The sequence below is a fragment of the Shimia thalassica genome, assembly GCF_001458215.1.
Classification (GTDB): domain Bacteria; phylum Pseudomonadota; class Alphaproteobacteria; order Rhodobacterales; family Rhodobacteraceae; genus Shimia; species Shimia thalassica.
Genome location: NZ_CYTW01000004.1, coordinates 228857 through 248905 on the forward strand (window position 1 = coordinate 228857; position 20049 = coordinate 248905).

Here is a 20049-nt window from a genome sequence, read left to right on the forward strand (position 1 = left end):
TCAAGCGACCCCATTAGAATTGATTTTTATCAAAAATGGCAACGTCATCGTAGTTGGAAACGAGATCGGCGTTGGTCTTGTCTTTTTGCTTTTTCAGCCCAATCGAGATTGCGCTTTTCGGAGCTGGCGTGTCCATGATGCTAGAAATTGCTGCTACACATTCGTCGACAGAAACTGCCAGATCTTCATAGAAAACTTCGTGATAGTCGGCATCCCCAAAACGAGCGCGCGTCGCGTCAATAAAGGCGGACTGCTTGCTGATGAACGCCTGCAATTCTTCGGCATCGATTACCAAAGGCTGGACTTCCACCGGCTCGCCTTTTGAGCCGAATTGCTGCCACTTACCTGTTTGAGACGCAACTTTGTGAGACAGGAAAACGTCAAACGGATTACGGCGAATGAGATGGATCACTCGGTTATTGTCGTGAAAATGGCTCCAAAGGGCATTGTCGCTATCAACGTGGTAATAGAAAATCTTAGCCAAAGCGACACGTTCTTGTTCGCTACATTTTTGAGTTATCTGCTGCCAGAGGCCTAATGGGTTGGACCCAACCAGCTCTACGACCTGATCTTTATTGAGACCTAGAAGCTCTTCTAGCTGAGGGAAGCTATCGCCCGCGGGCCGAAAAATTTCTTTCACAACGAAAGCGTCTGTGAAGCACTTGGCAAATACGGAAAGAAAATAGTTTGTGCCTGAGCGGGCAGAAGAGATCAGGATATTACCCTTTTTCATTTTTAGTCCTTACTCACGTTGAGAATACGGCGTTTGCCCAATGCTTTTTCCTTCGCATATTCATGCATGCAAGTGAACCTTTCTTCGCACATAAATTGTTTTGGTGTTCGATTTCGGCACTACACCGAACAAACCCACAAAAGCGATCATATTAGAGGTCATCTTATTCGACGGTTGGGATCATTGCTATGCTACTCAATGACATAGCATTGGCACCTGTTGAATTTCGCCCATTTATTAATCACCTCATTGCCAGGCCATGTTCAGGACTGGTGGAATTCCGCCTAAGTTCGGTAAATACCACGAAGCATTCGCGCATTATTGGCGGTTGGATTGGAAAATTCGGGAATATTAAACTCACAGCAACACATTCAGTTCTTGAGGATTATGCAGAGACAAGGGTATTGAACCAAAACCGCCTAGAGTTAAGGCGCGCAATCCATAGCGGAAATCGAATGCAAATACCCACTCCTGCTTCTTGTGGCACACCGAGAACAGCCATCTTGCTCGCGACGTACAATGGCGCGACAAATCTGCAGGAGCAACTCGACAGCATCGCCAGCCAAAGCATAAAGCCAGATCTTGTTTTGATCAGCGATGATGGCTCAAAAGATAAGACACAGGACCTTGTGAAGGCCTTTATGTCGACGCATCCGGACATGGAGATCTCCTTGCTCGAGGGGCCTTGCAAAGGGGCGGCGCGTAACTTCCTTCACTTGGTCTGCGAAGTTCCGGACTGGATAGATTTTGCCGCCTTTTCCGATCAGGATGATGTGTGGCTTGACGACAAGACCGAGCGCAGCTTGCGGGCTATTGAACGCGCTTCGGAGCCTGACACCCCTATTCTCTTTTGTGGTCGCACATGGGTTTGTGACAAAAACCTCAACGACAAGAAGCTTTCCCAATTGCGCCAAGATCCAAGCTTCAAGCACGCCTTGGTTCAAAACATCGCTGGCGGCAATACGATGACGATCAATCGCGCCGCGATTGATTTGCTACAGGTATCCTGTCGAGAAGCCCGCAAGTTGGTCATTCATGATTGGTGGGCTTATCAAATCATCACCGGCGTGGGGGGCACTGTGCTTTATGATCCCGAACCGCTGCTGTTGTATCGTCAACACGAAGATAACGTAATCGGAGCCAACAATGGGCTCTTGGCCAGAATACGGCGCATGCGGTATATTTGGAAAGGCCGTTTCAGGTACTGGAACACCCTGAACATCAAAGCCCTCAATGCCTCTGCCCACAGATTAACATCCGAGAACCGCGAAATTTTGCGGATTTTCGAAGATGGCCGCAATGGCGGTCTGTTAAAGCGGATCGGCATGGTCCATCGCACAGGCATTCGCCGCCAGGGCCTCGAAGGAAAAATCGCATTGTATGTCGCCGCAATTTTGCGAAAGCTCTGATTGCGAAGAAGTATGGGAACCGCAAATGGCCAAAAGACTTTTTGACATTGTTCTGGCGCTGGTTTTGTCGGTCATTTTTGCCCCTATCCTGATCATCTTGATTATCGCGATAAAGCTGGATGACTTTGGCCCCGTGTTTTATGTGTCCGAAAGAATGCGCGCGCCCGGACGTCCCTTTAAACTCTGGAAGCTGCGCACGATGCGCGCCGATCCAAACGACAGCGGTGCCTCTGGCGCATATAAAAGTGCCCGAATAACCCGTATCGGGCGGCTCTTGCGCAAAACACGTGGCGATGAAATTCCCCAGCTCTGGAATGTTCTAAAAGGCGACATGAGCTTTGTCGGGCCTCGCCCTCCTTTGCGACTTTATGTCGAAAAATTTCCTGCACTTTATGGTGAGGTTTTGAAATGCCGGCCTGGGATCACCGGGCTTGCCTCCCTGCTATACCATCGTCACGAAGACTGGCTTTTGTCGCGCTGCACCACGGCCGAAGAAAATGAGGCTGTCTACACCCGATCCTGCGTTCCCCAAAAGGCGCAGCTGGACTTGATTTACAGGGACAATCAAACCCTGTGTTTCGATCTTTGGATTATTTGGCGCACCGCCGCAGGTGTTTTTTCCCACAAATAGGCCCTTGAAGCGCGCGCCTTGGCAATGGACGCATGCCTCGGGATGCCCTATCCAGAAAAGATGCAAACCCGAGCACAAAAGCGGATACCCAAATGACCCAGACTGGCGCACCGATCATCACCCCTGTCATTATGTGCGGCGGCTCTGGAACACGGCTATGGCCTTTGTCTCGCAAGAGCTTTCCAAAACAGTTTGCCCGCCTCACTGGCGACCAAAGCCTGTTTCAGGCCTGTGCCGCACGCATGACCGGCGATGCCTTTGATGCCCCTTTGGTTCTCACAAACTCGGATTTTCGTTTCATCATCACTGAACAATTGATGGATGCGGGCATTGCACCCGGTCCGGTGCTGATCGAACCCACGGGCAAAAACACCGCGCCGGCAGTATTGGCCGCCGCTTTGTATCTGCATTCGAAGAACCCGGATGCCATCATGCTTGTGGCCCCGTCAGACCACGTCGTACCGGACATCGAAACCTTCCATGAAGCCGTGAACGAAGGTCTGCGTGTTGTCCAGGAACAAGGGCACCTTGTCACCTTTGGCATCACTCCAGACCGTCCCGAAACCGGATACGGATATCTTGAACTCAGTGCCCAGCCGGACGGCTCGGGTGTTGCCATACCTCTAAGCCGCTTTGTCGAAAAGCCCGACGCAGCAACAGCCACACAAATGCTGGCCGAGGGCAATTACCTTTGGAATGCAGGGATATTCCTGTTCTCGGTAAAAACAATCATTGCCGCGTTTGAGGCCTATGCCCCGGAGTTGATGCCTGCAGTCGCGGCGTCGGTCGACAAAGCCGAGGTCGACCTTGGATTTTTGCGGTTGGACCCCGAGGCATGGGAAGACGTCGACGATATTTCCATCGATTATGCAGTAATGGAGAAAACACCGGACCTGTCGGTTGTCCCTTACAACGGTGCTTGGTCCGATTTGGGCAGTTGGGAAGCGGTCATGCGTGAAGATACACCCGATGGGGACGGTGTCGTCACGGCGGGGCCAGTGACGTCCATCGACTGTGTCGACACCCTGTTGCGCTCGGAAGATAAAGATTTGGAACTTGTCGGCATAGGGCTGGAAAATACATTGGTTGTCGCCATGCGGGACGCGGTGCTGGTGGCCGATATGGATCGCGCGCAGGACGTCAAGAAAGCCGTCTCTGCCCTTAAGGCGAAACAAGCCAAACAGGCGGAAAGCTTTGCCATGGATCACCGCCCTTGGGGGCACTTTGAAACATTGGCGCTTTCAGACCGGTTTCAGGTGAAACGCATTGTCGTAAAGCCGGGGGCCGCACTTTCGTTGCAAAGCCATGTTCACAGGTCCGAACACTGGATCGTAGTAGAGGGCACTGCACGGGTCACTGTAGATGACGATATCCGGTTGGTGAGCGAAAACCAATCGATCTATATTCCTTTGGGCGCGGTACATCGCATGGAAAACCCCGGAAAGGTGCCAATGGTTTTGATCGAAGTGCAGACCGGCACATATCTGGGTGAAGATGACATCATCCGCTATGAGGATCTTTATGCCCGCGGCCAAGGCGCCAAAGGCTGACCTCGAGACCCAGAAACCTTTAAATTTAGTGAAGCGCCTCTTTTCTGCCGCAATTCCTTAAGCGGAAGTTAAGGGCGATTTAGCACCCTCGCCAGTGGGGGCACCGTGTGTGGGAGTACGGGGTGCAAAATCTGGAATTTATAACCGCCTTGGCGGATCGAGACGACTTTTCGTTGTCCGGCGTTACGTTCATGGAGGTAATCCAACAAGAGGGTGCGACCTGGCTTCTGGTTGGGTCAACCGCCGTGAACGCGATCAGCCGTTTCCGGCTTGCTGAAGGCGACATCCTTCAGGCTTCGAGCACCTATTGGTCTACCACTGCCGGCGGCTTCACGGCTGATGACGCTCTTAGCGTATCTTTCGGCGGGCAGACCCGTCTGCTCAGCCTTGATAAACAAAACGGTTCCGTTGCGATGCAGCCTCTTTCGGCTACGGCAACGCCGTCTTCTCCCTTGCAATTGCTGGACCAAGGGGGAAATCCGGTCCTGCTCTCAAACGTGATGAGTGTTGCACAGAGTGGCACCACCTTCATTGTGGGAACAGGGCCGGACGACACAGCTATTGTAACGTATTCTCTTGAAAACACGTGGCGCGTCAGTTTGCAGTCACAGGTTTTTGACACTCCAAAATCGGCTTCTTCGGGCATCGCAAAGATTATCACGGTGCAATCAGGCGAGACCACGTTTGTGATCACCGCATCACAAGAAGAAAGCGGATTGAGCAGCTATATTCTCGGGGACGACGGGGCCCTTACGTTTTCCGACTCGATTTCCACCAGCGATGGTCTGTGGATTTCCGGTCTTGAGGATTTGGCACATGTTCAGGCGGCAGGACAGAATTTCGTGGTTGGGATTTCACCGGAGTCAAGCACGCTCAGCGCCGTGCGCCTCAATCCGATGGGGGTCTTCTTTGTGGCTGACATGGAAAATGACACCCTCGACACGCGGTTTTATCGGGCATCCGCGATGGATGTTTTTTCCATTGGTCCGCGCGATTTCATTATCGTAGGAGGTGCCGACGCCGGATTGTCTGTCTATGAAATGTTGCCCGGTGGGGATCTGCGCCATCATCTCAGCCTTGAACAAAGTAACGACTGGCACTTTGGCCCGATTGAAACCATCCGCACTGTTCAGGTTGGACAAGACATCCAGGTGTTCGTCAGCGGGACAGCACAAGGTGGCATCGCACAGTTTAGCGTCCCACTGGCGCAACTCGGAGAGCGGCTTGTTGGCTCAACGACAAATGACACCTTCGAAGGTGGCGCGTTGGACGATCTATTGATGGGGCTCGAAGGAGACGATCTTTTAACAGGCAACGATGGAAATGATACTCTGATATCTGGGACCGGGGCCGATACGCTGGTCGGGGGATATGGCGAGGACGTTTTTGTGTTCGAGGCAGACGGTCAGGACGACGTTGTGCGGACGTTCGAACATGGCATCGATCGTTTGGATCTATCGGGATGGGGGATGGTCTATGATCATCACTCGTTGAACATCCGGTCGCATAGAGACGGAGCCACAGTCTCTTGGGGTGATGAAGTCCTGCATGTCCGCACGATCGACAGCCGTGCAATTTCCGCAACAACATGGGATTCTGACGACTTCATTTTTTGAAGTCAAAATCTTATGCCAACAAATCAAACGTGGCCGAGCCGATGTGCAGGGAAATGCTACTTTGGGCCGCGCCGTCCACCAACGCCCAGATAATTTGCCCGGTAGGGCTATAGATCACAAAAACTTCGGAAATGCTGTCGAGCCCAGCGCCGGGTGTGTTGGCATAGTTGAGTTGAAACGCAGCACCGGTCGCCGTCCGATCACCAAAAACGAGATGGTCCCCTTCGGTGCTGTTGAAATCCTGAATCCAGTCCGATCCATGGTCATAAATTCCAAGGTGATAAAACGAGTCCCCGCCAAGACCACCATTCACGCGATCATACCCGAAGCCGCCGTTGATAAAGTCCTGCCCGTCGCCGCCAAACAACACATCTGAAAGGGCCGCGCCATTCAAGGCATCCTGTCCCGTTCCGCCAATCACTGTGTCCGATCCAAACCCACCCGTCAGTGTATCGTTGCCTTGATCCCCGCGCAGTTCATCGTTCCCGTACCCGCCATCAACAACGTCGTTGCCAGCGCCGGCATAAATGACATCCCGTCGGTCCTCGGATGTGGCCCCCCCGTACAGAAAGTCATCCCCCGTATCCCCGATAAGCGTGTCCGTGCCATCGCCGCCGCTGATTGTGTCGCGCCCCGAACCGCCGTCCAGAGTGTCGTCGCCGCCCTGCCCTTCAATGCTGTCATTATCAGCGCCCCCAAAGACAAAATCGTCACCTTCACCAGCAATCAACGTATCGTCACCTCCTTCTCCGAGAAGGCAGTCCTGTCTTGGTGTCCCGCGCAGAACTTCAGAAGCATCCGTGCCGGTAATGTCGTCGCCCTGTGTGACCCCATGGGTCAAAACGCCTGCACGCATTTCAAAAACCCACAGCCCAGGCTGTCCGGTATTTCCCAATTGCGATGGTAGCATTTCCAAATCGGGCAGGTTCTGCGGCGTAACCCAAGGTTCGCTGGTCGCACTCAACCCAATCTGCGCACCGATATCGTCCGGGGCTGTGCCATGTGTCCAGTCCACCCTTTGGTAGCGGAAAACAATGTCGAAATCTCCGCCACCACGATCATACAGTTGCAATTGAAAGGTGTTCAAATCCTCTGCATTGCGCCGATAGACCCCAACCCGGTGCCACGTGACGGAAACCACCGAAGATGTCGGATCGATATCGACGTAAATTGATCCGCTTTCGGGTGCCTCTCCATCCAACCGCGTGTCCACGTCCCCCCAAAATGGCGCGATCAGATGCTGTTCGGGTGCCGCGTTGGCGTCGGTGGGGGGCGCCCCATATGCAGTTCCGAATGACACGGAGCCATTTACATTCACAAAAACGGTTTCGGCCGACACCATGGTTCCGAACCAATTGATCCCGTCAGCGAACACCGCGGACAAATCCACCTGAAACGAGTCGTCGTCACCCGGAGGAACTTCAATTTCACCATACCCAACAGCCCCACCCAGACCACTGATTGCGACTCCGGTTCCTTCAATTGGCATCTCACGCTCCTGCCTTGAAAATCACAGGCAAAAGGGTGCAACAAAGCGCTTATAGAAAGGTATAGGTGGCTTTGGAAAAAGAGATCGTGGTTAACCGCGCAAGGGTTATGCGCCAGCATTCGTGGCTTTTTCCGTGTTCCAACATCTGTTCGCCAGCCTTCGGGTCATACGTACCCATGCATTGTGGGGAAGATCATTTCTAAAGTGTGTAACCTTGTGACCTTCGGTGCCTGTAATCGCGAACTCTGGCTGAAACGGTAAACGGCGTTGGCGCAAGGCTTCGTTGCTCTTTTCAAAATGCTCGGCGAGCATCTGAAATTCCCACTTGTTGAAAATGCAGGTTTTGCGCTTTTCCCCAAGATCAATGTCCAGAACCGCCTCTGCGGTCTCGGTCAACCACTTTGGTGCGACCCCGCTAGGGGACACCAAATTGGACATCCAGCTGGCCATCGGGTCAGGCGAAACATTCGAGGCCCCACCATTCACGGTTTCCAGATCTTCAACGGTCAAGGCTGGGCAATATCGGGCAAGATAGGCACCGATGATGCCGCCCTCTGCCTGTCGCAATGAATCGAAATCAAGAAACGTTATTTCGGTTTCGTCAAACGCCAACAAAAGCTGATCTAGCAAGAAATTGTAGTCGATCCAAAGGTCTTTCCAGATGCCATTCTTGATGCTCGGGTCGACGATTTTGTCCGGGGTGGTCGGGATCTGGTTCTTTGACAGCTCTTGATAGACAGATTGCAGATACTGCCATTGTGCCCGCAAGGTGCAGACCACTTCGATTTCGTCAAAACCACTTAGAAGCTTGCGAACCTCGACAAAATCCACATTCGCGGACGTGCCACCACGCGAGAATTCTTCACTGCTCAAGAATACCGTTTTGTCTTGTGGACCGTATTCTTTTGCAATTTGCAAAAACGCTTTGCGGCTGCCCTCTTTCAACCGGTAAATTTCCGGAAGCCGTCCCCACGCAAACACAAGACCATGATGCCCCGTAATCTTTGGGCCTGCCAAACGCGGATAAACAAGACCCGCTTCCGCCAGTTTTTCAGAATTCTGATAAAACGTATCTTGAATTGTGGTTGTGGCGGTTTTGTGCGTGCCTATGTGCAGGACGACTTTTGACATTTAGGCTACTTGCTCCTGAACATCTTCTGCAGGAGACGTCGCGATACGAGATTTAAGAACCTGAAGGTACTGATCCCCGTATTTATCGCTCGGCTCAAGAATGGCTTTTTCGGCCCATTCGTTCCAGGCATTGATAAACAACTCGCCGCGATACGACCCCTCAATACGATAGGCTTTCACTTCGTCCAGCCAGTGTCCGAAGCTGGCCGGGTTAGCACCATAGGCAATGTGCGCGCTCAGACCACGCCGCGCGGTGTTGTCCCAGCTGGGCATCACACCACAGATCGTGTTGTCCGGCAGATTCTCGAGATAGGACTCGGAGACTGAATTCTTGATGACTTTGTTATAGTCATAAACCAGCCCTTCGAATCCACCAGCCACAGGACGGTTGAGTTGGTTCCCTTGCGGTCCACCAAACAAATAGTCCTCACCTGTCACCATGCCGTGGGGCGGCATCTCGATCCAGAAATCGAATACGTCATCTTCGACCGCGGATTCTCCCGAGATGTGGAAACACACTGCGCCAAGCTCGACTTCACCAATTCCGGCCTTGCGCCAAGCATCGCGCATACGCTCAACACTGCCTTTGGGGTCGGGCATGTCTTCGGGCCGGTAGATCACAAAACGCGGGCGCACACCGTCTGGGCGTTGATAACGGGCATCCTGCATATAGGGCAGCGAATCGTTCACCAACTGCTCTTCGAAGCCTTTGGCATAAGTCTGCTCGAGCAGGACCGTTCCCGACAAACCATCCCAGTTACGACGCCAGCTTTCATTTGCCCAACACAGATAAAACGGGAAGTCGACATCAGGCCGCGCCAGCAGGCGATCAAGCGGCTCTTCAAGAACACGGCGTCCGTCGAACCAATAATGATAGACGCAGAAAGCATCGATTCCCGCATCCCGAGCAAGCTCGGCCTGTTGGCCCAACACTTCGGTCACACGCAGGTCATAGTATCCAAGATCAGATGGCAGCAAAGGCTGCGTATGGCCCGGGAACATCGAGTGGGCGGTAATTGTACCGCGCCATTCAGTAAATCCTTTGCCCCACCAAGCGTCATTCTCGGCAATGGGGTGGAACTGTGGAAGATAGAAAGCGCTCGTGAACGTAGGTGTCGCCCCTTTTCGGGCGGTGAGTTTACGCGTTTCAAGCTGGGTTGTCTGCAAGATGTCCTGATCTGCTGCCAGCGCAAGGAATCCCATGACACGCTCAAGCGAATGGGCAACCGTACCGTCAACCTGAGCGCATTCGACATCAAACTCTGCCTCAAGCAGGTGCAACGCTTTGAGCAAACGCAAAATCGAAGGTTTCACCCAATAGATCGATCCTGCAGGGAACGACAAATGTGACCCGTCAATTTCCATCTCAAGCCGGCGCAACAGGGATTGGGTCATCTCTATGTTAGAACCCCACCACTCGAGGCCGGTAAAGTGCTGGCCATCCGCGACCCAGAAGCCAGCCTTGGGATCGGCCACAAAGGTTTCGAGCATCTGATCGAGGTTTTCTTCTGGCAAAATGCCGTTGATCAGATGACGACGCCAAACGTCACCATCTTCACGGTGGGGCGATTTCTTGGTGTGGATTTTGCAAACGGCTTCGTATTTGTCGAAAGCGCCAGCATTCAGCAAATTCATGAAAGGGAGGATATCACGGCCACGGTTCTGCATCGAAACAACGGTTGCATCCGGATATTTCGCGCTGATTTCTGCCGCAAGATCGTCTGTTTGCTCGCCACGATATGTCAGTGTGACATAAAGGTCATATTCAAAATCGAGCCGCTCGAGAGTTTCGGCAAATTCAGGCCAGAGGTCCGGATAGTAGATGTGCATGACGATCGCAAAACGCGCGACATGACGATCCCCCTCGAACCGAAGCTTGGGCGTGTCTTTTTGCGGCAGTTCTTCGACTTTGGGAAGCTCTTTGGTGACCCGCTCTTCGTGACGCCCGCCAACAGAAAAATGCAGAAGCGGTGACATGCCGGTTTCGGCAACGTCCGGATTGTATCTCAAATACGCCATTGGGGAAAAATCGGGATTAGGACGTAACCCCATGCTTTCGCCGTAAACAATGTAATGCCGCAAAGGAAACTTTTGAAAAAGCTTATGCACTTGAGGGTAAGCACCACGATAATAAACCGGGTCAAAAGTGCCAGCGTTTTGTGCCTCTTTTAGCAATTGGCGCTCTTGCGAACTAAGCCAAAATATACGGCCAAATTTGCGGGCATTGGACAAAAGAGACATTTTAAAAATCCTGTAGTTTTATTGGCAAGTCGCCAATCTGCGAAATGCAATATCAATGCCAACGAAGAGAACCAAGACCTTTTGTGCTAAGCGCCTTCATCAAGAATATAACGATGGTAGCGGTTGAGCAAAAGAAAGCCGAAAAAGAGCAATACAAAGGCGATGCTATAAACATAGACAGGCGAGGCGTAATTCGCATCATACGTGGGATAGAACGCAGACCGCATTTGCATGATCACATGGGCCATCGGATTATAGAGCAAAATCGTTCTGTATGGTTCGCCGACCTCATCGATCAAAAAGAAAATGCCGGAAATAATAAACATGGGACGATTAATAATTGACCAAATCGACGTCCAGATTGGAAAACGGCTCATCACATAGCAATTAATAACACCGATCCCAATGCCAAGCGCGATGCTCATGCCAAAGGCGTTTGTCAGCCTGACAAAGTTTACGTTAAGGTGCAAACCGCCGATGACAATCAGCCCCAAAATAAAAATACCAAAGACCAAAGCATTGGTTAAGGAAGACAAAACCGCACGCCCCGCGATCGCATCAACATAGGTAACATTCGGATATGCCAGCAAATTTTTGTTAAACTTGATCGCTTGACCCACCTTCATTGTCATGTCGTTATACATGATAAAAGGAAAATAACCTGTCGCATAAAACAACGGAAAGCTGACGCCCAGTGCCGGAGAGCGAAGCGCGTACGAAAAAACGACAGTCATCAATGAAATAGCCAATACAGGCTCTAGAATGGCCCAGATATACCCGCCAGGCGACCGCCCATAAGTGGTCGACATTTCACGAAAGATTAGGGCAATTACGGATCGTGTAGTAGAAAAACTACGTTTGGAAACTAAGGTTGTCACCTTTTAGTCCTCATTCAGAATAGAACCTCACACAAAGAATTTGCAAGTGAGACCGTTTTTAATATTCCTTAAAGGAACACTTCTTGTATGACGATGTCAAAATCTCTGATGCATGAGCGAGGAGCATAACATTTCTAAGCTACCGCAAGAGCAGCCCGCAAACCGGCCTGCCAATCAACCCGCCGCCAAGGCTGCTCAACAGCCCGCCAACCCCAACAAACCGAATGCTGGGCCAAACCCGCCCAACGCGAAGCCTCAGCAACCAAGACCTAAAGCACCGGGTCCTGCGAAGCCCGCGAGCCCGAAAAAGCGGCATTGGGGGGTTCTCACAAGCTTTTTGCTATTTGTGATCGCACCTTTGGCTGCGACCATCTATTACCTCTTTGTCATTGCTGAAGATCAATATGCATCCTTTGTCGGCTTCGCGATCAAATCGGAAGAAGCTTCCTCTGCGACCGACCTTTTGGGCGGATTGTCGAGCCTGTCAGGATCAAGCTCGTCAGACACGGATATCTTGTACCAGTTTATCCAAAGTCAGGATCTGGTGGATCGCATCAACCAATCCATTGATCTGGAAACGATCTTTTCGCGACCTGAGAACGACCCTATTTTTGCATACGATACATCCGGAACGATCGAAGATCTCGTGGCTTATTGGCCACGGATGGTGCGGATCGAACTCGATACGAATACCAACCTGATCCTTCTGCGGGTTCATGCGTTCCGTGCTGACGAAGCACAGCTTATTGCGCAACACATCGTTGCCGAGTCCTCGGATATGATCAACCGCTTGTCGGCCATCGCGCGCGCAGATGCGACGCGCTATGCCCGTGATGACCTCGAAAAGGCGGTTGAGCGACTAAAATCCTCTCGGGAGATCCTCACAAAATTCCGTTCAGATACCCAGATTGTTGATCCTTCCGCCGACATTCAGGGGCAAATGGGTCTTTTGAACTCATTGGAAAGCCAGCTTGCCGAGGCACAGATCGAAATGAATCTGCTGCTCGATACGACGCGCGAAGGTGACCCGCGTATTACCCAGGCAGAGCGCCGTATCGAAGTCATCCAGGGCCTGATCGCAGATGAGCGCGGCAAATTCGGCTTGGGAGGTAGTGCCCGCACCGATGAACGGGATTATTCGACATTGATCGGCGAATTCGAGCGTTTGATGGTTGATCTTGAGTATGCTCAAAAAACCTATCTCGGGGCGCATGCCGCGTTTGATGCCTCCATCGCAGAGGCCGCGCGCAAGAGCAGATATCTGGCGACATTCACACAGCCCACACTGGCCGAAAGCCCCAGATACCCTCAGCGCGAAGTACTGGCATTTATTGTCGGGGTGTTCTTGCTGCTCGGATGGTCCATCGCCGTTCTGATCTTCTACAGCGTACGGGATCGCCGATGATCGAGTTGCGGAACCTGAACAAGACCTACCGAATAAACGGAGTTGTTAAACATGTTGCCCGAGATGTCAGTTTCACTTTCGCTTCTGGCGAAAGTGTTGGGCTGATCGGGCGAAATGGCGCGGGCAAATCAACCATGCTCAAGCTGATTGCGGGCACCATCCCGCCTACATCCGGACAAATCATCACAACCGGCAGCGTTTCGTGGCCGGTTGGGTTTGCCGGCAGCTTTCATGGAGACCTGACCGGCGCCCAAAACGTAAAATTCGTTGCGCGGATTTACGGCGTCGACACCACCGAGATGATCGTCTTTTGCCAACAATTCGCGCAAATCGGGGGCCATTTCCATCTTCCGGTTCGAACCTATTCTTCGGGGATGAAGTCGCGCCTGGCATTTGCCATGTCCATGGCCATTCCATTCGACACCTATCTGATTGACGAAGTTACCGCCGTGGGGGACGCCTCTTTTCAGGCAAAGAGTTCCGCCATTTTGCGGGATCGCTTGAAAACAAGCGGGGCGGTCGTTGTCTCCCACTCACCCAAATTGCTCGAGGAACTGTGTACGTCGGGTGTGGTTTTGGACAACGGGCGGATGTTTTATTACGCAAGAATCAAAAAGGCGCTTGAGCACCACGATCACCTGATGAAAGGCAACCTTCCTCCTTGGTTAAGCTAATATCGGCGATGAAACATTGAAACGTGCTGACGTAAGCCGTACATGCACAACATCTGTAATCCTGAGGCTCAGATGGTAAACTACCTTTATCAAGGCGATATTCCCGAAGATCTGAACCTCGGATCTGTTGTGGCGATTGATTGCGAGACGATGGGTCTGAACCCGCATCGCGACCGCCTTTGTGTTATCCAGATGTCTGGCGGCGACGGCAATGCGCATCTGGTTCAAGTCGCCAAAGGCCAGTCTGAAGCCCCAAACCTTTGCAAGATGCTCCAAGATCCTAATGTGCTTAAGTTGTTTCATTTTGGACGTTTCGACATTGCCGCAATGTATAATACTTTTGGCGCGGTGACCGCTCCGGTTTACTGTACCAAGATCGCCTCAAAGCTGATCAGAACGTACACGGATCGCCACGGGCTCAAGAATCTTGTTCAAGAGCTGTTGGGCGTCGACATCTCGAAACAGCAGCAAATGAGCGATTGGGGCGCTGAAAAGCTGACCAAAGCGCAGCTTGATTATGCCGCTTCAGATGTATTGTATTTGCATCGACTGAAAGAAGAACTGGACAAGAGGCTAGACCGAGAAGGTCGAACTGAAATGGCAAATGCCTGCTTCGAGTTTCTTCCCATGCGAGCCCGCCTTGATCTCGCGGGTTGGCCCGAACAGGATATTTTTGCGCACTAATGACTGACTCTGCACAATTTTTGGACACAGCACGCCGTGTCATTGCAACCGAGGCCCGCGCCTTGGACCAGCTTGAATCGAGCCTTGGAGAAGAGTTCAACGCCGCAATCGAGATTATGCTCTCGGCGACAGGGCGCGTGATCATCTCGGGCATGGGAAAGTCGGGCCATATCGCGCGCAAGATCGCAGCCACCCTGGCCAGCACAGGAACGCCCGCCCACTTTGTGCACCCCGCCGAAGCAAGTCATGGCGATCTTGGCATGATGGCCCAAGGCGATGTCGCACTTGTTTTGTCCAACTCGGGCGAAACACCAGAACTTGCCGACGTCATCGCCTATACACGGCGCTTTAACATTCCGATGATTGGTATCGCGAGCCGTCCTGAATCAACCTTGATCAAACAATCCGATGTCGGGCTTATCCTGCCGCGTGTCGATGAAGCATGTGGAACGGGCGTTGTTCCAACCAGCTCGACAACGATGACGCTCGCACTGGGCGATGCTCTCGCGGTTGCACTGATGGAGCACCGGAAATTCACCCCTGAACATTTTCGCGAATTCCACCCGGGCGGAAAACTTGGGGCGCAATTGAGCCGCGTTCAGGATCTGATGCACAAAGGCGACGCACTGCCCGTTGTTCCTTTTGACACGCCAATGTCCGATGTTTTGCTGGAAATCAGCCGCAAAGGGTTTGGTGTTGTCGGCGTCACGGATGTGGACGGCACGCTGCAGGGCATCATCACCGATGGTGACTTGCGTCGCCATATGGAAGGTCTGCTTGACCTGTCTGCAGAAGAAGTGATGACCAAAAGCCCGACGACAATCACGCCAGAGTCCCTTGCAGAAGAAGCAGTTGCTGTCATGAACAGCCGCAAGATTACCTGTCTGTTTGTTATTGACGCTGAGGGTCCCGCGATCCCCAAAGGGTTGTTGCACATTCATGATTGTTTGCGCGTGGGGTTGGGATGATCCGGCGGGCGGCCGCATGACATATTCCCACTTTGTAAACACACTCAAAGTGGTGCTGTCGCTTCTGGCGCTTGCCCTACTGTCCACTCTTTTTCTGGTGCAGCAAAAGGTTGGTGAAGGCGAATCAACCATTCCTTTTGCCGACATTGAGCTGGAAAAGAGATTGAAAGGGCAGCAAGTGACAGCGCCTTTCTTCTCTGGCAAAACCAGTCAGGGCCATCTTGTGGCATTTACAGCAGAGACCGCGCATCCAGACGAAAACGACGCCGGTCAATCCGAAGCCAAAACCATGACGGCGCAAATCGATCTTGCCGACGGCTCACGTCTGAGCCTTGCGTCGGATCGGGCCCTTATTCACAACCAGTCACACAATGCCACACTTGATGGAAACGTTAAGATCGTCAGCTCGAACGGCTACACCATCAATTCAGAAACCTTGATTTCGAACATGCGGGAATTGCAGATCGAAAGCCCGGAAACCGTAACGGGAACCGGCCCCGCAGGTGATTTCACGGCTGGACGGATGCAAATCAAAAATGGCAAAGAAGATGATGAAGTCTATTTGTTTTTCACAAACGGTGTGAAGCTGATATACACTCCAGAAAAATAAACGGGAAAGCTGCCTTGCCGTTCAAAGTTATAGTTGCCTCTTTGTTGCTGTGCGCGCCTATTGCCGCGTTTGCGCAAAATTTTCAGGTTGCCTTCGGTGGAATGCAACAAGACACCACACTGCCTGTCGAAGTCACATCCGACAGCCTCTCTCTCAACCAAAAGGACGGGAGCGCCATCTTTGATGGCAATGTTCTTATCGTGCAGGGCGACATGCGCCTCTCTGCGCCGGTGGTGAACGTATTTTACAACCCCGATTCCCAAGGCATAGCCCGCCTGTTGGCAACGGGCGGTGTTCTTCTGATCAAAGCCGAAGACGAAGCAGAGGCAGATCAGGCGGAATACAACGTCGAAGACGGCACCATTGAAATGACCGGCAATGTTTTGCTGAGCCAAGGTGTGAACACATTGGCATCCGACCGAATGACCGTTGATCTGGAAAGCGGCGCGGCCAAAATGCACGGTCGAGTAAAGACCATCATGCGGTCTGGAGACAACTGATGGCCCAACCGGAACTCACCGTCACTGAAGGCCATTCGGGGCTGAAGGTAGAAAACCTTCGCAAAAGCTATCGAAAGCGTGTTGTGATCCGGGATTTCAGCATGGAGCTTCAGCGTGGCGAAGTTGTCGCGCTGTTGGGACCAAACGGCAGTGGCAAGACAACCACGTTTTACTCGGTCGCAGGCCTTGTTGTGCCTGAAGGCGGGCGCGTGACGATTGATGGCCGCGATGTCACCACGCTGCCGATGTATCGACGCGCCAAACTGGGAATCGGTTATCTTCCGCAAGAGATGTCGATTTTCCGCGGTCTGAGCGTCGAAGAAAACATCACAGCCATTCTCGATATCTCTCAAAAGGACCGTCACAAACGTCGTGAGCGCCTTGAGGAGCTTTTGTCAGAGTTCTCGATCGAACACCTCAGACGCGCCCCAGCACTGGCTTTGTCAGGTGGGGAACGTCGTCGGGTCGAGATCGCTCGCTGCCTTGCTGCAGATCCAAAATACCTTCTTCTGGATGAACCTTTTGCCGGTGTTGATCCCATTTCTGTCGGCGAAATCAGACACTTGGTTGCTGACCTCAAGAAACGCGGAATCGGTGTTTTGATCACCGACCACAATGTCCGCGAAACCCTGGAAATCGTTGACCGCGCCTACATCCTTCATGACGGAAAAGTCCTCATGTCGGGGTCTCCCGAAGATGTGGTTGAAAACGAAAATGTTCGGCGTGTTTACCTTGGGGACAACTTCAAAATTTCCTGAGTCGAATAATTTTTTGCACATTTCGAGGGCAAAATTTTCTTCCGGATCATTGACACCCCTCGCTTGCTGTTCTCAAATACCAGTATGACATTTTTGGAACTCGCACTGCAGACTCGTGCGGCCTTTGCTAAAAGGCCCGGTCTCGGTCAAGGTTCGGAAATGTCCAATTCCAGCATTCGAAGCTAAGTCCATCCGGCGCGGTACACGCGCCCGGACCGTGTTTCGATATGTCATCGCAAAGGAGACAGAATGCGCTACCAAATTACCGGAAAACAGATTGATATTGGTGATGCCCTGCAGACTCACGTGAAAGATGAGTTGAGTACGGTTGTGAGCAAATACGCAGAGCGCCCGACCGATGCCAATATTGTATTCTCCAAAAGCGCACATGAATACGTCTGTGAGGCAACCGTTCACCTGTCAACAGGACTGACTGCACAGGCCAAGGCTCACGCCACCGAAATCTACTCGGCTTTCGACGGTTGCAACGAAAAGATGGAAAAGCAATTACGCCGTTACAAGCGCCGTCTAAAGGATCACCATCGCGATAGATCGGAACCGGTTGAACTCTTTGGCGCGTCCTCGTATATCCTCGCGTCAGAAGGGGAGACCAGCGAAGCAGAACCAGAAACGCTTCAGCCCATGATTATCGCCGAGATGGAGACCAAGATTCCATCACTGAGCGTCGGCGAGGCAGTAATGCAAATGGAATTGGCAGGTGTGCCGGTTTTGGTCTTTCGGAACGAGGGAAAAGACGGATTAAATGTGGTCTATCGCCGTGATGACGGCAATATAGGCTGGATTGACCCGCAAGGATAAAAAGACAGCGACTTAATCGGTCCCTGTCCGGAGATACAGGCACATGGACCTTTTTACGATCCTGAAGCCAGAGGCGGTCAAAGTTGTTTCGGCCGCCTCGAGCAAAAAGAGACTGCTGCACGCCATTGGTGAGCTGACAGAATCCGCTTACGGGCTGGATTCGGCACGCGTTGTCGAAGCCCTTCTCGAGCGTGAAAATCTGGGCCCAACAGGCGTTGGCCACGGTGTTGCGTTGCCACATGCGCGCATGCCCGGCTTGGACAGCGTGATCGGTGCATTCATTCTGCTCGAAAAACCCGTTGATTTCAGCGCCGTAGATCGCCAACCCGTCGACATCGCTTTTGCGCTGTTTGCCCCTGAGGACGCAGGTGTCGAACATCTTAAGGCGCTGGCATTGGTCTCAAGAACCCTGCGGGAAAGCAGCGTCTGCACAAAGCTGCGCGCGAACCCTGATCCATCGACTTTGTTCTCGATTCTTACCGAAAACAAAAACGTTCAGGCCGCTTGATCAAAAGCGGGACTCGGACCACTTTCCAAAACCAAACAACAAATAGTCGCGCTGGTAGGCTTCTTCTGCAAGCGCTTCTATTTCGTCGTCATAGATCTCGGACAAGGCATAGGGCGTGTCCGGCTCTGCATCTGTAATCTCTGGCGGGTTTTCGACGCCGACCTGCATCGCCAACGCTGGCAGATAGGCAGCCATGTCTTCTTCCCGCAGCACAAAATCAGGCACCAGCATTTCACCGAATCCGCGGACCACGGCGGACTGGCTCGCCCAATGTGCATCGATTCGAACACTGGTTTGACCAGACAGATTCATCTTCAGAAACTTGAGGAAGGCTGCAAACGCTTCGCGATGTGACGCAAGGTCATAATTTTTGTCCGGCCCCTGAGGCGGCAGGGGAATCTTGTAAACCTTTCGCAGAGTATTGCGAATTTGCTTCATCCCGCCTTTTTCAACCGACAATATGTGACGGCAAAACGCGGCGTGCGCGCGTGCAACGGGATGCCTCACAACCGTAAAACAACGATGTCCGCTTTTGGCGCGCAACCATTGCCGCAGCCCCTTTTGATTAAGCTTACGGATAAGAGCGTCAGTTTCGACACCATCCAAAGCAGCAAGCCATTCCAAGACCTGCTGTTCGGGTCCAGAACGAACGGGAAGATACATCAACGGAGTTTGCGGTGGTGCGGCATAGCTTGGCACCGTGGGACCACGGCGAGGCTCAAAATTCGGCGTTCGGCTTAGGTTGAAGCGATCCAGTTCGGCCAACGCCTGAGAAATATCGGAAAAGTTAGAAACCTTTTCAGAGACCCGGCTGGGGTTTTGCCTTTTTAACGAGGAATCCAGCTGCTCCAGCAGATCACTTTGTCCCAGAAAACGTGCCATCCCGTTCATGACATTCACGTCCTGAAGGTCTTCATAAGCGATGTAAAAGGCGGTTTGGCCTGTCACCTGCAACGTATTCATCAGCGACACCTGAAAGTCCTGAAGCTCTTCCAGATGTGTTTTGAATTCGTCCCTGTCGAAATGTACTTTGCTGTCGCGGCGCCGGCGGACATCCGTCAGTTTCCATTGCCCTGTGGCGCGCGCAATCTTGAGAGACACATAGCTGTCGATCGGATTGCGTGTGAGAACGATTTTGGCACATCTTGGATCTTCGAGAGCGATCGAAAGAACCCGAGAATCGTGATCGTGGAAAAACCGGAACCCCCCCAAGACACCTTGTTGCGCTTTGATAGCTTTGATCAATTCCAGTGGGTCCTGCGTCCGTTGCTCCAGATCCACGCCCAAGATATGCGACTTGTTGGGGTATCCCACAAAGTGCGGGTTGAACGCTTCTCCGTGGCAAATCAGACCGGGGAATGTATTCAGATTGGCCTCTAGGAAATTCGATCCCGTGCGCATTTCTGCAAGGACAATGAAGTAGTCAAAGGAATTTGCCATAGATC

Annotated in this window: 19 protein-coding genes; 13 read left to right on the top strand and 6 right to left on the bottom strand. The window is 52.3% G+C overall.

The features are described 5' to 3' along the window. Window positions 1-13 precede the first annotated feature (13 nt). Window positions 14-733, bottom strand: a complete 720-nt coding sequence (locus PH7735_RS16150) for a sulfotransferase family protein (RefSeq protein WP_058312455.1) — start codon at window positions 731-733, stop codon at window positions 14-16. A gap of 188 nt (window positions 734-921) precedes the next feature. On the opposite strand from PH7735_RS16150, the gene PH7735_RS16155 reads away from it, so the two are divergent. From PH7735_RS16155 to PH7735_RS16170, 4 genes are all read left to right on the top strand, one after another. Beyond that, complete coding sequence (locus tag PH7735_RS16155) at window positions 922-2142, top strand: glycosyltransferase family 2 protein (protein WP_233488334.1); 1221 nt, start codon at window positions 922-924, stop codon at window positions 2140-2142. 25 nt (window positions 2143-2167) lie between these two features. After that, on the top strand, window positions 2168-2773 hold the full coding sequence (locus PH7735_RS16160; RefSeq protein WP_058312592.1) for a sugar transferase: 606 nt from the start codon (window positions 2168-2170) through the stop codon (window positions 2771-2773). Window positions 2774-2865: 92 nt separating this feature from the next. Further along, a complete protein-coding gene (locus PH7735_RS16165; protein WP_058312457.1) occupies window positions 2866-4323 on the top strand; it encodes a mannose-1-phosphate guanylyltransferase/mannose-6-phosphate isomerase in 1458 nt (485 codons plus the stop codon). 122 nt (window positions 4324-4445) lie between these two features. Beyond that, on the top strand, window positions 4446-5939 hold the full coding sequence (locus PH7735_RS16170) for a calcium-binding protein (protein WP_058312458.1): 1494 nt from the start codon (window positions 4446-4448) through the stop codon (window positions 5937-5939). Window positions 5940-5949: 10 nt separating this feature from the next. Here the strand turns inward: PH7735_RS16170 and PH7735_RS16175 are convergent, their stop codons facing one another. The 4 genes from PH7735_RS16175 to PH7735_RS16190 all read right to left on the bottom strand — a co-directional run bounded on the left by PH7735_RS16175 (window position 5950) and on the right by PH7735_RS16190 (window position 11678). Further along, entirely contained in the window at window positions 5950-7428 is a 1479-nt protein-coding gene (locus PH7735_RS16175; RefSeq protein ID WP_058312459.1) for a calcium-binding protein, read from the bottom strand. A 105-nt stretch (window positions 7429-7533) separates the two neighbouring features. Continuing rightward, the gene (locus PH7735_RS16180; RefSeq protein ID WP_058312460.1) at window positions 7534-8559 is read right to left on the bottom strand and encodes a hypothetical protein; all 1026 of its coding nucleotides are present in this window, start codon (window positions 8557-8559) and stop codon (window positions 7534-7536) included. Next, window positions 8560-10800, bottom strand: coding sequence for a glycoside hydrolase family 99-like domain-containing protein (locus PH7735_RS16185; protein ID WP_058312461.1), 2241 nt, complete (start codon window positions 10798-10800; stop codon window positions 8560-8562). 86 nt (window positions 10801-10886) lie between these two features. Further along, on the bottom strand, window positions 10887-11678 hold the full coding sequence (locus PH7735_RS16190) for an ABC transporter permease (protein WP_058312462.1): 792 nt from the start codon (window positions 11676-11678) through the stop codon (window positions 10887-10889). A 358-nt stretch (window positions 11679-12036) separates the two neighbouring features. On the opposite strand from PH7735_RS16190, the gene PH7735_RS16195 reads away from it, so the two are divergent. From PH7735_RS16195 to PH7735_RS16235, 9 genes are all read left to right on the top strand, one after another. Next, window positions 12037-13083, top strand: a complete 1047-nt coding sequence (locus tag PH7735_RS16195; protein WP_233488335.1) for a KpsE/RkpR family capsule polysaccharide export protein — start codon at window positions 12037-12039, stop codon at window positions 13081-13083. After that, a complete protein-coding gene (locus PH7735_RS16200; RefSeq protein WP_058312463.1) occupies window positions 13080-13757 on the top strand; it encodes an ABC transporter ATP-binding protein in 678 nt (225 codons plus the stop codon). The genes PH7735_RS16195 and PH7735_RS16200 overlap by 4 nt, the downstream gene beginning before the upstream one ends. 72 nt (window positions 13758-13829) lie before the next feature. Continuing rightward, window positions 13830-14441, top strand: a complete 612-nt coding sequence (locus PH7735_RS16205; protein WP_058312464.1) for a ribonuclease D — start codon at window positions 13830-13832, stop codon at window positions 14439-14441. Further along, window positions 14441-15409 (top strand): KpsF/GutQ family sugar-phosphate isomerase, encoded by a 969-nt coding sequence (locus PH7735_RS16210; protein WP_058312465.1) that lies wholly within the window; start codon window positions 14441-14443, stop codon window positions 15407-15409. The genes PH7735_RS16205 and PH7735_RS16210 overlap by 1 nt, the downstream gene beginning before the upstream one ends. Window positions 15410-15425: 16 nt before the next feature. Further along, window positions 15426-16019 carry an LPS export ABC transporter periplasmic protein LptC gene (lptC, locus tag PH7735_RS16215; protein WP_158503257.1) on the top strand — a complete coding sequence of 198 codons (594 nt, stop codon included), beginning with the start codon at window positions 15426-15428 and terminating at the stop codon, window positions 16017-16019. A 101-nt stretch (window positions 16020-16120) separates the two neighbouring features. Next, the gene (gene lptA, locus PH7735_RS16220; RefSeq protein WP_082645295.1) at window positions 16121-16519 is read left to right on the top strand and encodes a lipopolysaccharide transport periplasmic protein LptA; all 399 of its coding nucleotides are present in this window, start codon (window positions 16121-16123) and stop codon (window positions 16517-16519) included. Then, window positions 16519-17277: an LPS export ABC transporter ATP-binding protein gene (gene lptB / locus PH7735_RS16225; protein ID WP_058312468.1), complete on the top strand. Its 759-nt coding sequence runs from the start codon at window positions 16519-16521 to the stop codon at window positions 17275-17277. Before lptA ends, lptB begins: the two co-directional genes overlap by 1 nt. A 249-nt stretch (window positions 17278-17526) precedes the next feature. Next, complete coding sequence (gene hpf / locus PH7735_RS16230; protein ID WP_058312469.1) at window positions 17527-18096, top strand: ribosome hibernation-promoting factor, HPF/YfiA family; 570 nt, start codon at window positions 17527-17529, stop codon at window positions 18094-18096. Between the two features lie 43 nt (window positions 18097-18139). Next, window positions 18140-18604, top strand: coding sequence for a PTS sugar transporter subunit IIA (locus PH7735_RS16235; protein ID WP_058312470.1), 465 nt, complete (start codon window positions 18140-18142; stop codon window positions 18602-18604). Here the strand turns inward: PH7735_RS16235 and PH7735_RS16240 are convergent, their stop codons facing one another. Then, window positions 18605-20044: a sulfotransferase family 2 domain-containing protein gene (locus PH7735_RS16240; protein ID WP_058312471.1), complete on the bottom strand. Its 1440-nt coding sequence runs from the start codon at window positions 20042-20044 to the stop codon at window positions 18605-18607. Window positions 20045-20049: the final 5 nt, after the last annotated feature.

Excerpts from the sequence above, each read along its gene's own strand:
- PH7735_RS16150 (WP_058312455.1), bottom strand. The coding sequence starts at position 733 with ATGAAAAAGGGTAATATCCTGATCTCTTCTGCCCGCTCAGGCACAAAC.
- PH7735_RS16155 (WP_233488334.1), top strand. The coding sequence starts at position 922 with ATGCTACTCAATGACATAGCATTGGCACCTGTTGAATTTCGCCCATTT.
- PH7735_RS16160 (WP_058312592.1), top strand. The coding sequence starts at position 2,168 with ATGGCCAAAAGACTTTTTGACATTGTTCTGGCGCTGGTTTTGTCGGTC.
- PH7735_RS16165 (WP_058312457.1), top strand. The coding sequence starts at position 2,866 with ATGACCCAGACTGGCGCACCGATCATCACCCCTGTCATTATGTGCGGC.
- PH7735_RS16175 (WP_058312459.1), bottom strand. The coding sequence starts at position 7,428 with ATGCCAATTGAAGGAACCGGAGTCGCAATCAGTGGTCTGGGTGGGGCT.
- PH7735_RS16180 (WP_058312460.1), bottom strand. The coding sequence starts at position 8,559 with ATGTCAAAAGTCGTCCTGCACATAGGCACGCACAAAACCGCCACAACC.
- PH7735_RS16185 (WP_058312461.1), bottom strand. The coding sequence starts at position 10,800 with ATGTCTCTTTTGTCCAATGCCCGCAAATTTGGCCGTATATTTTGGCTT.
- PH7735_RS16200 (WP_058312463.1), top strand. The coding sequence starts at position 13,080 with ATGATCGAGTTGCGGAACCTGAACAAGACCTACCGAATAAACGGAGTT.
- PH7735_RS16205 (WP_058312464.1), top strand. The coding sequence starts at position 13,830 with ATGGTAAACTACCTTTATCAAGGCGATATTCCCGAAGATCTGAACCTC.
- PH7735_RS16210 (WP_058312465.1), top strand. The coding sequence starts at position 14,441 with ATGACTGACTCTGCACAATTTTTGGACACAGCACGCCGTGTCATTGCA.
- lptC (WP_158503257.1), top strand. The coding sequence starts at position 15,426 with ATGACATATTCCCACTTTGTAAACACACTCAAAGTGGTGCTGTCGCTT.
- lptA (WP_082645295.1), top strand. The coding sequence starts at position 16,121 with ATGCAACAAGACACCACACTGCCTGTCGAAGTCACATCCGACAGCCTC.
- lptB (WP_058312468.1), top strand. The coding sequence starts at position 16,519 with ATGGCCCAACCGGAACTCACCGTCACTGAAGGCCATTCGGGGCTGAAG.
- hpf (WP_058312469.1), top strand. The coding sequence starts at position 17,527 with ATGCGCTACCAAATTACCGGAAAACAGATTGATATTGGTGATGCCCTG.
- PH7735_RS16235 (WP_058312470.1), top strand. The coding sequence starts at position 18,140 with ATGGACCTTTTTACGATCCTGAAGCCAGAGGCGGTCAAAGTTGTTTCG.
- PH7735_RS16240 (WP_058312471.1), bottom strand. The coding sequence starts at position 20,044 with ATGGCAAATTCCTTTGACTACTTCATTGTCCTTGCAGAAATGCGCACG.